The sequence below is a fragment of the Mesorhizobium oxytropidicola genome, from assembly GCF_056174625.1.
On sequence record NZ_CM149692.1, the window covers coordinates 2,351,728 to 2,365,861 of the forward strand.

9 protein-coding genes and 3 pseudogenes are annotated in these 14,134 nt (G+C 63.2%); 7 read left to right on the plus strand and 5 right to left on the minus strand.

Annotated features, from left to right (window positions below; genetic code table 11):
• Nucleotides 1-340 precede the first annotated feature (340 nt).
• The 7 genes and pseudogenes from AC0V8S_RS11645 to AC0V8S_RS11675 form a co-directional block, all read left to right on the plus strand.
• Nucleotides 341-2,206, plus strand: a pseudogene (locus tag AC0V8S_RS11645) (YadA family autotransporter adhesin); the annotation flags it as partial.
• Nucleotides 2,207-2,444: 238 nt separating this feature from the next.
• The gene (locus AC0V8S_RS11650) at nucleotides 2,445-6,296 is read left to right on the plus strand and encodes a YadA-like family protein (RefSeq protein WP_475437758.1); all 3,852 of its coding nucleotides are present in this window, start codon (nucleotides 2,445-2,447) and stop codon (nucleotides 6,294-6,296) included.
• Nucleotides 6,297-6,303: 7 nt separating this feature from the next.
• Complete coding sequence (locus AC0V8S_RS11655; RefSeq protein ID WP_475437759.1) at nucleotides 6,304-6,861, plus strand: invasion associated locus B family protein; 558 nt, start codon at nucleotides 6,304-6,306, stop codon at nucleotides 6,859-6,861.
• Nucleotides 6,862-6,874: 13 nt separating this feature from the next.
• Nucleotides 6,875-7,543 (plus strand): hypothetical protein, encoded by a 669-nt coding sequence (locus AC0V8S_RS11660; RefSeq protein ID WP_475437760.1) that lies wholly within the window; start codon nucleotides 6,875-6,877, stop codon nucleotides 7,541-7,543.
• A gap of 32 nt (nucleotides 7,544-7,575) precedes the next feature.
• On the plus strand, nucleotides 7,576-8,037 hold the full coding sequence (locus tag AC0V8S_RS11665) for a DUF4189 domain-containing protein (RefSeq protein WP_475437761.1): 462 nt from the start codon (nucleotides 7,576-7,578) through the stop codon (nucleotides 8,035-8,037).
• Complete coding sequence (locus AC0V8S_RS11670) at nucleotides 8,022-8,570, plus strand: invasion associated locus B family protein (RefSeq protein WP_475437762.1); 549 nt, start codon at nucleotides 8,022-8,024, stop codon at nucleotides 8,568-8,570. Before AC0V8S_RS11665 ends, AC0V8S_RS11670 begins: the two co-directional genes overlap by 16 nt.
• A 101-nt stretch (nucleotides 8,571-8,671) precedes the next feature.
• Nucleotides 8,672-8,770 (plus strand): putative RiPP precursor, encoded by a 99-nt coding sequence (locus AC0V8S_RS11675; RefSeq protein WP_198421140.1) that lies wholly within the window; start codon nucleotides 8,672-8,674, stop codon nucleotides 8,768-8,770.
• Between the two features lie 18 nt (nucleotides 8,771-8,788).
• Here AC0V8S_RS11675 and AC0V8S_RS11680 read toward each other — a convergent pair.
• From AC0V8S_RS11680 to AC0V8S_RS11700, 5 genes and pseudogenes are all read right to left on the minus strand, one after another.
• Nucleotides 8,789-8,917 (minus strand): annotated as a pseudogene (locus AC0V8S_RS11680) (HlyD family type I secretion periplasmic adaptor subunit); the annotation flags it as partial.
• A gap of 71 nt (nucleotides 8,918-8,988) precedes the next feature.
• Nucleotides 8,989-9,213, minus strand: a complete 225-nt coding sequence (locus AC0V8S_RS11685) for a DUF768 domain-containing protein (protein WP_475437763.1) — start codon at nucleotides 9,211-9,213, stop codon at nucleotides 8,989-8,991.
• A 95-nt stretch (nucleotides 9,214-9,308) separates the two neighbouring features.
• Nucleotides 9,309-10,823: a calcium-binding protein gene (locus AC0V8S_RS11690; protein ID WP_475437764.1), complete on the minus strand. Its 1,515-nt coding sequence runs from the start codon at nucleotides 10,821-10,823 to the stop codon at nucleotides 9,309-9,311.
• Nucleotides 10,824-11,047: 224 nt separating this feature from the next.
• On the minus strand, nucleotides 11,048-12,907 hold the full coding sequence (locus tag AC0V8S_RS11695) for a thioesterase domain-containing protein (protein WP_475437765.1): 1,860 nt from the start codon (nucleotides 12,905-12,907) through the stop codon (nucleotides 11,048-11,050).
• Nucleotides 12,856-13,878 (minus strand): annotated as a pseudogene (locus tag AC0V8S_RS11700) (AMP-binding protein); the annotation flags it as partial. The pseudogene AC0V8S_RS11700 and the gene AC0V8S_RS11695, both read right to left, overlap by 52 nt.
• Nucleotides 13,879-14,134 lie beyond the last annotated feature (256 nt).

Genomic DNA, 14,134 nt, shown 5'->3' on the forward strand with positions numbered 1-14,134 from the left:
AACTATCCGTTAACTCCTGCGAAGTTGCGCTGATTTTTCTCAAAAAACAGCAATTTCCTGAAATACGGCAAATCAGAATCGTGTCTTTCTGCGAGGTGCTGGAATTGTCAGACATTTCCTGACGGCTGGCGAACGGAGAGGGACCATGGCCGACAATCGCATTTCAAGTGGCTCGCTTGTCCAGCGTCGCGCGGCGCCTTTCGCCGGACATTGGATTGCTGGCGCTGATCACGGTTCCCGCTCGGTCCGCCGGCGCCTGATGGCGGTGCTGCGCATGGCGCACCGCGTGCTCGGCATGCGCCGCAAGGGGCATGGGCTCGGCATGCTCGGCATCGGCAGGATGTTGGCGGCGGCGCTGGGTGCGATCGCATTGGGCGGCATCGCCACGGCGGCATCAGCGCAGGTTTTCGGCGGCGGCGGCACGGCAAACGGAGTGCGCGGTATCGCGTTTGGGTCCGGAGCCGTGCAAAACGGAGCCGATTCAATAGCCGAGGGCACCAATGCCAATGCGGGCAGCCAGAATGCCGTAGCGGTTGGCTTCCAGTCGCTCGCGACCCAGATCAATTCCATCTATCTTGGCTCGCGCACCGTTGCCGGAACAGGTAGTACTGGTACGAGCGCCATCGGCATCGGCACGGACGTCACGGCATCTCAGGCCGACGCCATCGGAATAGGACGTTCATCCGTTGCGTCGGCGCAATACTCGGTGGCTCTCGGCCTGAACGCCAAAGCCACGGGCACAGGCGGCGCGATGGCGCTGGGGCAAGGCACGATCTCCAACGGCGTTAATTCCGTAGCGCTCGGTGTTCAGGCCCAAGCCCTCGGGGCTGGCGCCAACGCCTTGGGCACTTTCTCCGTTGCTTCGGGAGGGAACTCCACCGCCCTTGGCACCAGCTCCACGGCCAGCAACAACTATGCGACAGCCGCAGGCTGGGGATCCGTCGCCAGCGGCGCCGATTCCGTTGCCGTAGGACGTGAGGCCGCCGCGTCGGCGCTTGACTCAACGGCGATGGGGTACATAGCCAAGGCCTCGGGCCAATACAGCACCGCCGTCGGCGCCAACGCCAATGCCTCAGCGACGTCCAGCACCTCGATCGGCCAGAACACAGCTGCGTCGGGCGTTCAAGCGACCGCTCTCGGCTTCAACGCCAATGCCAGCTTCCTGAATGCGACCGCGCTAGGCGCCAACTCCACCGCCAGCGCCACGAGCGCCATCGCCGTCGGCAACAATGCCAAGGCCGATTCCGCCGAAGCGGTCGCCATGGGCACCAATGCGGTGGCGACCGGCGGTAAGGCCGTCTCCATCGGCTCCGGCAACACGGCTTACGGCAACGGCGCTGTCTCCATCGGTGATCCCAGCTACGCCAGCGGCACCGGTGCCTTCACCGGCGGCGCCAACAACATCGCCAACAGCGACGGCACGGCAACAGCCACCGCCGCCAACCAGGCCAACGGTGCCGTCGCCATCGGCAACAACAACAAGGCCATCGGGCAAGGTTCCGTGGCCCTGGGCAACGGCTCGACCGCGGGCGCTGCCGGCCTTGCGGGCAATGTCGCGCTCGGCAATGGCGCGACGGCGGCGGCAAGCTCCGGCGACGTGGCGCTTGGCTCTGGCTCGGTGACCGTCGCAGCGGTCGGCACGCCCAATGCCGTGATCAACGGCACGACCTATGCCTTCCAGGGCACCAATCCGACCTCGACGGTCAGCATCGGCGCGCCCGGCGCGGAGCGTACGCTCACCAATCTGGCGGCGGGGCGGATCAGCTTGACGTCGACCGACGCGGTCAACGGTTCGCAGCTCTTCGCCACAAACCAGGCCGTCAACGCCATCGGCACCACGCTCAACAACATCAACACCGGCGGCGGCATCAAATATTTCCATGCCAATTCGACGCTGGCGGACTCGTCGGCGACGGGTACGGACTCGGTCGCAATCGGACCCGTCGCGACCGCGTCGGGGACGAGCGCCATCGCCGCCGGCAACAATGCGAGCGCCTCCGACGCCAACGCCTCGGCCATCGGCACTAGCTCTGTCGCATCGGCCCTCGACGCAACGGCGATGGGTTTTATATCCAAGGCCTCGGGCCAATTCAGCACCGCCGTCGGCGCCAACGCCAATGCTACAGCCACGTCCAGCACGGCGATCGGCCAGAACTCACTCGCATCCGCCCTTCAAGCGACGGCTCTCGGCAAACAAGCGACTGCCAGCGCCGCGAATGCGCTCGCTCTGGGCGCCAACTCCACTGCCGGCAACGCCGGCGACGTGGCACTTGGCTCGGGCTCAGTGACCGCCGTGGCGGTCGGCACGCCCAATGCGGTGATCAACGGCACGACCTATGCCTTCCAGGGCACCACGCCGACCTCGACGGTCAGCATCGGCGCGCCGGGTGCGGAGCGGACGCTCACCAATGTTGCCGCGGGCCGGATCAGCGGATCCTCGACGGATGCGGTCAACGGTTCGCAGCTCTTCGCCACCAACCAGGCGGTCAACGCCATCGGCACCACGCTCAACACCATCAACACCGGCGGCGGCATCAAGTATTTCCATGCCAATTCGACGCTGGCGGAACTCGTCTGCGACGGGTACGGACTCGGTCGCGATCGGACCCACCTCGACCGCGTCGGGGACGAGCGCCATCGCGGCCGGTAACAATGCGACTGCCTCCGGCGTCAACGCCTCGGCCATCGGCACCGGCGCCGTCGCATCGGCCCTCGACGCAACGGCGATGGGCTTTATATCCAAGGCCTCGGGCCAATACAGCACCGCCGTAGGCGCCAACGCCAATGCTACAGCCACGTCCAGCACCGCGATCGGCCAGAACGCACTCGCAACCGGCTTCCAAGCGACCGCTCTTGGCCTAGGAGCGAATGCCGGCGCCCAGAATGCAATCGCGCTGGGCGCCCTCGCCAATGCCGGCAATGCCGGCGACGTGGCGCTTGGCTCGGGCTCGGTGACCGCCGTGGCGGTCGGCACGCCCAATGCGGTGATCAACGGCACAACCTATGCCTTCCAGGGCACCAATCCGACCTCGACGGTCAGCGTCGGCGCGGTCGGTGCGGAACGCACCATCACCAACGTCGCCGCGGGGCGGATCAGCGGGTCCTCGACGGATGCGATCAACGGCTCGCAGCTCTTCGCCACCAACCAGGCGGTCGATGCCATCGGCACCACGCTCAACACCATCAACACCGGCGGCGGCATCAAGTATTTCCATGCCAATTCGACGCTGGCGGACTCGTCTGCGACGGGTACGGACTCGGTCGCGATCGGACCCACCTCGACCGCGTCGGGGACGAGCGCCATCGCGGCCGGTAACAATGCGACTGCCTCCGGCGTCAACGCCTCGGCCATCGGCACCGGCGCCGTCGCATCGGCCCTCGACGCAACGGCGATGGGCTTTATATCCAAGGCCTCGGGCCAATACAGCACCGCCGTAGGCGCCAACGCCAATGCTACAGCCACGTCCAGCACCGCGATCGGCCAGAACGCACTCGCAACCGGCTTCCAAGCGACCGCTCTTGGCCTAGGAGCGAATGCCGGCGCCCAGAATGCAATCGCGCTGGGCGCCCTCGCCAATGCCGGCAATGCCGGCGACGTGGCGCTTGGCTCGGGCTCGGTGACCGCCGTGGCGGTCGGCACGCCCAATGCGGTGATCAACGGCACAACCTATGCCTTCCAGGGCACCAATCCGACCTCGACGGTCAGCGTCGGCGCGGTCGGTGCGGAACGCACCATCACCAACGTCGCCGCGGGGCGGATCAGCGGGTCCTCGACGGATGCGATCAACGGCTCGCAGCTCTTCGCCACCAACCAGGCGGTCGATGCCATCGGCACCACGCTCAACAACATCAATGTTGGCGGCGGCATCAAGTATTTCCACGCCAATTCGGCGCTGCCGGATTCCCAGGCCCTTGGAACGAATTCCGTCGCGGTCGGACCCAACGCCGTGGCCAACAATGCCGGCGACGTGGCGATCGGCCTGAATTCCGCATCCGGCACCACCACGGCGGTGGGCGGCGCGACAATCGGCGGCGTGAACTACACCTTCGCCGGCACCACGCCGGCCGGCGCTTTCTCGGTCGGCTCGCTGGGCGCTGAGCGTCAGATCCAGAACGTCGCGGCCGGACAGTTGAGCGGAAGCTCGACCGACGCGGTCAACGGCTCGCAGCTCTTCGCCACCAACCAGCAGGTCACGCAGAACACGACCGATATTGCCAACATCGGCAGTGGCGTCACCAATCTCGGCAACACCATCAGCAACATCGCCGGCGACACGTCGACCGCCTATACCGACGCCAATGGCATCGGTATCCGCTACGCCCGCACCAACGAGACGGGACTGGCGCAAACCGATTCCTTCGCGCAAGGGCTCGGCTCTACCGCCGTCGGCTACCAGGCGACCGCGACCGGGGTCAGCGGGCTCGCACTCGGTCGTGGCACACAGGCCAGCATCGATGGCAGCGTCGCCCTTGGTTCCGACTCGGTTTCCGATCGCGCCTTGGCGCCGGCCACCGGCCAGGTCGCTGCCGGTCCATCCAACTTCATCCAGTACAACACCACCGACAAGACACTACTCGGCGCCGTGTCGGTCGGCACCAGCACATCCTACCGGCAGATCACCAATGTCGCCGACGGCACGCAGGATCAGGATGCGGTGACGGTGCGCCAGCTCGCAGGCGCCATCGCCTCGGTCTCGTCGACGTCGACCAAATATTTCCATGCCAATTCGACGGCCGGCGACTCGCTCGCGGTCGGGGCGGAATCGGTCGCGGTCGGCCCGACAACGGTCGTCAACGGCGACAATGGCATCGGCATCGGCAATGGCGCCATTGTCGACCAGATCGCGCCTGGCGGCACGGCCATCGGCCAGAATGCGCATGTGATGCTGGCCGACGGGCTGGCGCTCGGCACCAATTCGACCGCGGCCGGCGTCCAGTCGGTGGCGCTCGGCGCGGGCGCCAACAGCACCTTCGCCAACAGCGTGGCGCTTGGTGCGCAATCCATCACCACGGTCGGCGCGCAGGCGAACTACACGGCCTATGCGCTGGCAAGCCCACAAACGTCGGCCGGCGAGGTGTCGATCGGCTCTGCCGGGGCCGAACGCAAGCTCACCAATGTCGCGGCGGGCTCGGCCAATACCGACGCCGTCAACGTCTCGCAGCTCAAGGGCGTGTCGCAAAACGTCGCCAACCTGTTCGGCGGCGGCACGACGGTCAATCCCGACGGATCGATCACCGGACCGACATACACCATCCAGGGCAACAATTATACGACCGTCTCTGACGGGTTCACGGCCGTCAACAATGCCCTGACCAACATCTCGAATGGCGGCGGCATCAAGTATTTCCACGCCAATTCGACGCTGGCCGACTCCACCGCCAGCGGCACCGACAGCGTCGCGATCGGACCGGCGAGCGTGGCGAGCGGTACCAACAGCCTTGCCGCCGGCAATGGTTCGACAGCCACGGGGCAAGGTGCGGTGGCGCTTGGCCAGGGCGCCAAGGCCAACAACGCCAATGATGTGGCGCTGGGTTCAGGCTCGGTGACGCAGACCGCGGTCGGCACCTCCAGCACCGTCATCAACGGCAAGACCTATACCTTCGCCGGCACCGCTCCGATCGGCACCGTCAGCGTCGGCAGTGCCGGCGCCGAGCGCACGATCACCAATGTCGCCGCCGGACAGATCAACGCCAACAGCACCGATGCGATAAATGGCTCGCAACTCTATGCCACCAACACGGCTGTCGAGGATTTGAAATCGGGTCTCGGATCGCTCACCCAGAATGCCGTCGTCTATGACACCAATCCGGACGGCAGCAAGAAGAACAGCATCACGCTGCAGGGTGGCGACGTCAACGCGCCAGTGGTCATCTCCAATGTCGGCCCCGGTGTTGCTGGTACCGATGCGGTCAACGTCAACCAGCTGAACCAGGGCCTGACCAACACAATCAGCACGTCCAACAGCTACACCGACAAGGTGGCCGCCACGACGTTGCAGCAGGCCAACAACTATACCGACCAGAAGCTCAGCCAGCTCAATTCGGACATCGGCGGCATCCGCGACGAAGCCCGCCAGGCGGCGGCGATCGGGCTCGCCGCAGCCTCGCTGCGCTATGACGACCGGCCCGGAAAGCTGAGCGTTGCGGCGGGTGGCGGCTTCTGGCGGGACGCGGGCGCGTTGGCCTTTGGCGCCGGCTACACCAGCGAAGACGGCCGCATCCGCGGCAATGTCTCAGGCACGGCCGCTGGTGGACATGTCGGTGTCGGCGCCGGTATCAGCTTCACCTTGAACTGAGGCAGGAATGAAAGGACTTGCCGTACTGACTTGCCTGGCGCTCTGCGGCGGCCTCGCACCGGCCGCCGGGCAGGTTGCGTCGCCCTACAGGATCAAGCCTTCGGATGTGGTGCTGCCGCCCGACGTGAAGCTCGGCGACTACCAGCGCACCATCCGTCCGTTCGAGAATTGGACGCTGATCTGCGACGAGAACCTCAAGGCCCGCAAGAAGGTCTGCAATGTTTCGCAAGTGATCGAGGATGCGTCCGGCAAGATGGCCTTCAGCTGGTCGCTGGCCGCCACGCAGGACGGCAAGCCCTACATGATCCTGCGCACCGCGCCGAATGCCAGGAGCGATGGCCTGGTGTCGCTGAAGTTCGACGGGCGAGGCCAGGCGATCGACGTCCACCTGAACGGCTGCAACGAGATGGTCTGCGTCGGCATGTTGCCGGTCGGCCCCCTCATGCGCCAGAAGATCTCACAGAATGCGACGCCGGCAATCTCCTATTCGACCGTCGACGGCCAGACAGTCACCGTGACCGCAACACTCAAAGGGCTGTCAGCAGCCCTTTCGCCACTCAAATAACCGGGGCAGTACCATGAGCCAGCAGGACCAGTTCATGTCCGCAAAACGTAGCGGCCCGACCGTCGAGGCGGATCGGCAGAGGCTCGTCGAACCCGCGCGGCGGCGGTGGCCGCGCGTTGTCGGATTTTCATTGTTGGGGCTCGTGGTGGCGGGCCTTGGCTTCGCCGCCGGCAACTATGCCGCGATCGCCAATCTGGTCGGCAGCGCGACGGCCGCGCAGCCTGAGGCAGCCAACCCGGCGCTTCCGGACACGCCTTTCCTCGAGCATGTCAAGCAGGCCGGGGTGCAGGCCTGTTCGACCATCTATCCGGTGCTCGGACAGATTTTGACGACCGGCACGAAATACAGCGTCAAATCCTTGTGGAACGACCAGGCCGCCGACAAGCATGCCGTCCAGGCCTTCGTCGGCATGGACTACGCGACGGAACGCTATAGCGGGCCTGCCGCCGGCGTCGTTTTCGCATCGCCCACCGCTTCTGGTTGCGAGGGGACGATGGTGCGGGTGGCACCATTCGCCAGCCCGTGTGCCGACATCCCGTCCATTCTTCCGCAAGGCAGCAAGATCACCGACCATCTTGGGCAGGTCGAAGTGTACGAGCTCGGCGGCAACGCCGGTGAAGCCCTTCTCTTGCCGAGGGGCAAAAGCTGCGTGGTGATCTCCGTCGCTTCGGCGGCGAAGTAAGGCGAGTGGGATCAAGGAAAGGGGTGCCGACCATGAGATTGCGGGCTTTGGCAGTTTTGGGCTTGACCTTGTTGTGGTGCGGACAAGTCGTCTCGGCCGACCTGGTGGCACCGTCGGAGCCGCAGCAGGAGGAAAAAGGCATCTGGGCGGCCATCGCCTATTCGCAGGCCGATAGCAAATACGGCTTCTTCTGGGGCGCCGACAAGCGGCAGGAGGCGAAGGACATCGCGCAGAAATATTGCGAAAACGCCGGCGGAAAGGCCTGCAGCGTCGTTACCGTCTTCCGCAACCATCGCCATTGGAATGATGACGACGAAACCGGCTTCCCCTACAAGCACTGCGGTGCGCTCGCCGTGGCCGACAAGGTCGAGAACCGTTTCACGCCCTGGGGTGTGAACTCGGCCAAGACTCGCCGGGAAGCCGAAGACCTCGCCTTGCAGGCCTGCCAGGCGTCGGGTAGCAAATGCAAGATCCGTGAATGGGTCTGCACATGAAACGTGGCCTCAAGGCCGCCTGCGCATGGGGGGCAATCGCATTTTCATGGATGTCGCCCGCATCGGCACAGCAACAGGTGGCGGCTGTTCCAGATGGCCCGTCATCGCTGCGCGAAGTCTACCAGGACTGGAGCGTGGCTTGCTCTGTCCAGGAGAATGCGAGGGTCTGCTCGCTTTCGCAGGACCAGGTCCAGAAGAACGGCCAAAGGCTCCTCGCCGTGGAGATACAGAGACGCACGGACGGGTCGACGATGGCTACCTTGCTTCTGCCCTTCGGCATCTTGCTTGATTCCGGCGTGACGCTCCAGATCGACGATCAGCCGCCCTTGTCCCCGCAGCGCTTCAGGACCTGCCTGCCAACGGGTTGCATCGCGGTGTTTTCCATCGATCGGCCGACACTTGGAAAGCTGAGGGGAGGCGAGGTGCTGAAGCTCAATGTCACGACAGACGCGGAGACGCCGCTGACATTCCCGGTGTCGCTGCACGGCCTGACCGCGGCGCTCGACCGGATGGTGGCGTTGAGCGCACGGTGAAGGAGGGGCGGCTGCCTTCGAAGCCAGCCGCCGCTGGTCCCATGGAACGTTGGCGTGCCGAGGTCGTTTAGTCCCGGTGCCATTGCCAGCGGATCGTGATGATGAAGAAGACCTACGTCAAACCCACGCTTGTGAAACGCGGAAAACTGACCGAGCGCACGGCACAGATCGTGGCATCCGGGGTCATATTGGGCGAGTAACCGCACTCCGCCGGCCGGCTATTTTTCCCGCATCGCCCGGCGGAAGTTCTGCAAGATCGGCTCAGCGAGGTAGGACAGTACGGTGCGGGCACCTGTCCGGATCATCGCCTCGCTTGGCATGCTGGGCAAGAGCTTGCGGCCCGTCAGGGCCACAACAGGTAGAAATAAATCCAAGCAGACTTCAGGCTCTCCCGTGGTCAACGTGGCCGGATGCGCAATCATTCAGTGTCGCGATCAGTGTCGCGATGATCGAGCAATTCAAGCATGGTGGACAGCATGCTTCCGACTTCTTCCGAGATTTCCTCGGGGCGAATTCCCGCCTTGATGGCGTCCGCCGTCACCTGGTCGGCGAGTTTCGCCGCAAGGGCCGGATCGTGGTTCGAAAAGGGTGGAACATTATCCTCCACCCATTTCTGCAGAAATTCGATGCCCCGAGCGCTCATGACGGACTAATGCGCGTTGGAGCGATTTCGTTCCGCCGGGGTATGTTCAAGAAAACGTCAGACCCTTGTGATCAGGGCCTGACGTTCCCCAAGGCTCACATTACGAGGAACGAAGACGCCGTCAACGCCAGGTGCGGAGCAAGAGTGGCAAACTGGATCTGGTGTGCGCCGCCTGCGCCATCGGCGTCGTAAGAGAGAGCGCCGGTCGAACTGTTGTAGATGATGTGGTCGCTGCTGTCATGCGCACCCCTGCCGACGTGGAATTCCGAGGTGGAAAGGGTGCTGCCTTGAAGGCCGGCAAACACAGTGTGGTCGAGCAGGATCTTGTCCTGGGCCACATTGAAGTCGGTGATCTTGTCGACATTGCTGGTATTGAGGGCGGATTTGAAGACAAAGACATCCGCGCCCCCATTTCCCGTGAGAACGTCTTTCCCGCCACCGCCGTTGATGTAGTTGTTGCCGGCATTGCCATCTACGGTTTGGGAGAACTCGTTTCCTTTGAGATTGATGGGGGAGGTGTCGGACTTGTTCGTGGTGGCGAGATGTTCGATCTCCGACCCGGCCGACAATACATAACTCACCGACGCCAGCACGGTATCGTTGCCGCCGCCCGGCAGTTCCACCACCTTGTCGGCGGCGTTGTTGACATAATAGGTGTCGTTGTAGCCACCACCGATCAACGTGTCGACGCCGGTGGTGCCGTGAAGCACATCCGCGCCGCCCGTGCCATAGAAAGTGTGATCGCTGGTCGAAGGCACAGTGACCGGGGGCACGGTGCTGGGCGGGGGCACGGTGCTGGTTGGGGGCACGGTGCTGGTTGGGGGCACAATGCTGCCAGTCGTATCGCCGGTCGAAGGCGTGCTGGTCGTGCTCTGGTTGTGCTGAAGGAAGAGGGCTTGCAGCGCCGACGAGTTGCCAAGCGCGGTGTCGCCCTGTTGAGAACCCCAAGCATAGGCATAGTCGAAGGCGGGCGATGGCGCCACCTTGGCCCAGTGGTCCAACATGGTCTGTTCCTGGGCGACGGTGGGAAGGACATATTGGCCGCCCGTATCGGTTGTGAAACTGCCGCCCCCAAACGTCTGGTAAACCGGAACGATCTGGCTGACCGGGATACCCGAGGCGACAGCCGCGGCCACGCTCCTGTCGATCATGTTGTAGTCGACCGTGCTTGTGCCGGTACGCACCGGGTAGGGATCCACGCCGTAATAGTCGATATGCGTGTTGGCAGGATTAAAAGTGTTTGAAAAATCGGGATTTGCGGAAGACCCCATGTTCATCATGGTGATGAAGGTCTTGGCTCCGGGCAGGTTTGTGTGGATCCAGTCGGATTCCGCCTTCAGATCCGCGGCGGTGGCATAGGTTCCCCATTTGCCCGTGGGGTCCGGCTCATCGACGAGGAAGAAGCCAAACACGTTCGGATTGCCGATGAAGGGGGTGACTTTCTGAATGAAAGACGACGTTGCGCCATTGGCTTCATTGAGCCAGACCAGACCTTTCGTGCCGGCTGGCAAGGCGTTGAGTTCGTCCACGGATGAAACGTCGACAAGATTGAATCCGGCGGTTGCGACCTCAGAGGCCGACCCACCCGAGGCGTAGTGGAGGGTTGTCATGCAAATATCCTTCGTCCGATTCGGTAGGTGCCCCACACCTGCCTACGGGAAAGGATACATTAGAGACAAATCACATACCGGCGCCTGTTGATAGAATCTTTGATCATCGTGAAGAAAACGCTACCGGTTCGGCCGGCCAGCTTGCCTCCGAGGCTTATAGACTATCCAACGATTTCTGGCATTCCACGCAGGACTGTGGAGCGCGAATGGCGACCGTCTATTTGCTATGCGCCACTCATCAGAAGGGCCCTTTCTATCAACGGACGGTTGTGGCTGAGATGGGGTTCAACGAGCATGTCGAGGTGCCCGCCGACGATCGGGACTATGTTCAAGCCGGTAACGAAAGGGCTCCAGCCAAGGTCTGTCGGAACGCCTGTGCGCCTGCACCGAAACAAGGTGGCGGTAATCGGCAATGCGGGCTTCGGTTGCGCGAGCCATTGGCCAAATGCTCGCATCCGCAGGATTTCTTCGAGCTCGAGGCGCAAAATGAATCGCGTTCTGGCGAGGGCCCGCCATTTCAGCCAGTCGATGCTCCTCGCGAGCACAGCCTCGGCACCAAATTGGGCAAACAATTTTGCCAGAGCCCGCAAAGTCATGCGATCCACCGTCACTCTATGCGCGTGGATGCGCTGAGCGGTGCGTGCGAGAGTTTCACGGTAATTGTGCTGCACAGGCCCGATATTGGTGTCGAGGATTCCCAGGAACGTGACCGCCCGACCGGCGGCAACAAGTTTTGCGGCAACCTCGAACGCGACGCCGCCGCCAAGCGAGTAGCCGATCAGTTTCACATTGCCATCAGGCTGGACCTGGTTGATCTGGTCGACAACCGCATCCACCATCTGCGGTATCGTGCCATGTCCCCTCAGCAGATCGTTCAGATCACCGTAGCGCACGGCAACAACCCTGGCGACATTGCCCATCTCGGCACCGAAGGCCGCCAGGCTTGGGCCATAGCCGATCGATCCAGGCACGATGAACAAAACGGGCCTCGGGTCGGAGGCCTCGACAAGCGCGCTGGTCGTGTCTTGCCCCGGAGAGGCTGCCCTGACGACATCGGTAAAGCTCATCCCGACAGTGAATGCGTCCAGGTTAAGTTCCCGCCCCAGAGCCGTCTCAAGCTCCATGACGAATTGCAGCAGCTTCAATGAATCGCCACCGGCATCGTCCCAGCGGCTGCCAGTTGCCCTTTTACCCGGGAGTATCCTCTCCCATACGGCCGCAGCGGTGCCTTCGATATCAAGCGGGTCCGCCGCCTGCCGGGCGATGGGCGTGTTCTGGGCGTCTTGCGCGTTCAGTGCGCGATCCAGTTCCCGCAGCTTGACACTGTCGACCTTGCCGCCCTTGAGCTGCGGTATCTCGGCAATGCTATGCAGTCGCGTTGGATGGACCGCCGGCGGCAGAGCCGTCCTGATCATCTCGCGCACTTCAGCAATGAACTCGCTTCCGCCTGGTTTTGCGGGGACGACAAAAGCCACCAGTTCGTTCGCATCCGTCACCACCGCAACGGCATCATTCACCTGAGGCGCCCGGCGCAGGACGAGTTCCAGCTCGGCCGGTTCGACCCGTCTTCCGTTTATTTTGATCTGGCGTCCCTTTCGCCCGACGATCCACATCATTCCGGTATCGTCGACCTTGACCAGATCGCCCGTTGCGAAGGTTCGAAGCCGGGGATTGCCGGAGTTCGCCTGAAGAGGGACGTTTTCCCCATCCGTCCAATAGCCGAGCGTGGTGTAGTTGCCTCTGATCAGCAACTCTCCTTCATCACCCGGGGCGACCTCGCATGCGTTCTCATCCACGACGGTGTATTCGATGCCGGGTAGGACGAAGCCAACCGGGACCGTTGCGCCTCGTTCCGGGTAGTCCCTCGGCAGGAACCATTGCGTGCCAATCGTTTCCGTGGACGAATAGCTGATCTGGACAAGGCAGGACTCGGGAACGTTGTCGCGGAGCCGATCGATGTCGGACCACAGGATCTTTCTCCGCCGACCCGCACGATCCGCAGGGAAGAGAATGCATTGGGCGCGGCACCATTCATCAACACACGCAGCAGCGCCGGCACGAGATAGACGACCGTTACCCGCCATTTCTCGAAATTTTCACGGACGGCGCGAATGCCGGCGCTTTCGATGTCGGAGAGGTACAGTGTGGCGCCGCACAGCATCGGGGTCATCATCTCGCGGCACCCAGCGATCGTCGCCGGCCCGGTCAGCGGCATGAACACGTCGTCGAGACCGAAGTGGCAGGCATCCACATATTGCTGAACGCGTTGGAGGATCGCCCGCTGGCTGTTCACGACGCCCTTCGGCGCCCCGGTGCTGCCTGACGTGTAGAGAACGATTCCCGGGGCATCGACCGACACTTCGGACGGCAACGCCGGCAAGCTGCCATCCTGCGTCGCGGCCATGCAACTTGCCGCATCGATCCATTCAAGTGAGGAGGCATCCGGCCAGCCGGCCGGCTTGCCCGGCCCTGGCCTGACGATCGCGGCCAGCCGTGCGCTGGTGGCAATTGCAGCGAGGCGCTGAAACGGATCCCGGGGGTTCAACGGCACGGCGGGCCTGCCAGCCCGCATGGCGGCGAGCATAGCCACCGGATACCAGAGGGTATTTCCGATTAGAAGCCCGACCGCCTTGCCCGGTGGGGCCGAGCCAGCAATCGCAACCGCCAGGTTTTGGACTGCGCTAAGCAGTTCCGAAAAGCTGAGGGACGTAGAGCCGTCACTGATCGCGATCTTGTCCGGGTATTTTTCGACGATCCGCTCCAGGTGAAAGAACGCCGATTTTTCGGAGAAGTCGTCGCCCATCCGTGGGAAGAGGCGGTTGGTCGGTCCGTCCATGTCAAGAGGACGGGTGGATGCCGGTTTCCATGTGAAGTCGTCCGGAAGGCCGTTGTTGCGAGCTATCGCAATAACCCGGTCTGTTGTCAGTCCGCCAATGGACGGCAAGGCGCGTGGAAACCAGCCTTCTGAACGCGGGCGTCCCGACGTTTCCAACACGACCCCCTGTTTTGCTGACCGGCTTTGCAATGTCGTAAGCGACCATGCTGGTCCTGACATCGTTAGAACGAATGATTTCCAGCCGAAGTCATCGATCCAATGGCAGCGACCGGTGCATCGCCGTATCGTCCAACACCTGCTTCATTCAAACAGACGAGGACAGCGCGAAGGCCTGCTCCTAGCGTGGACTTGGGTGTTGTGTGTGCAGGGGCGATGAAACCGGGCCATGGAAACAGATAGGGCCAGCGGTTTTGCGCGATTGGGATACTGCCGGCATCCAGGAGGGACGGGATGAGTCCGCATCTGGTTTGCGTTG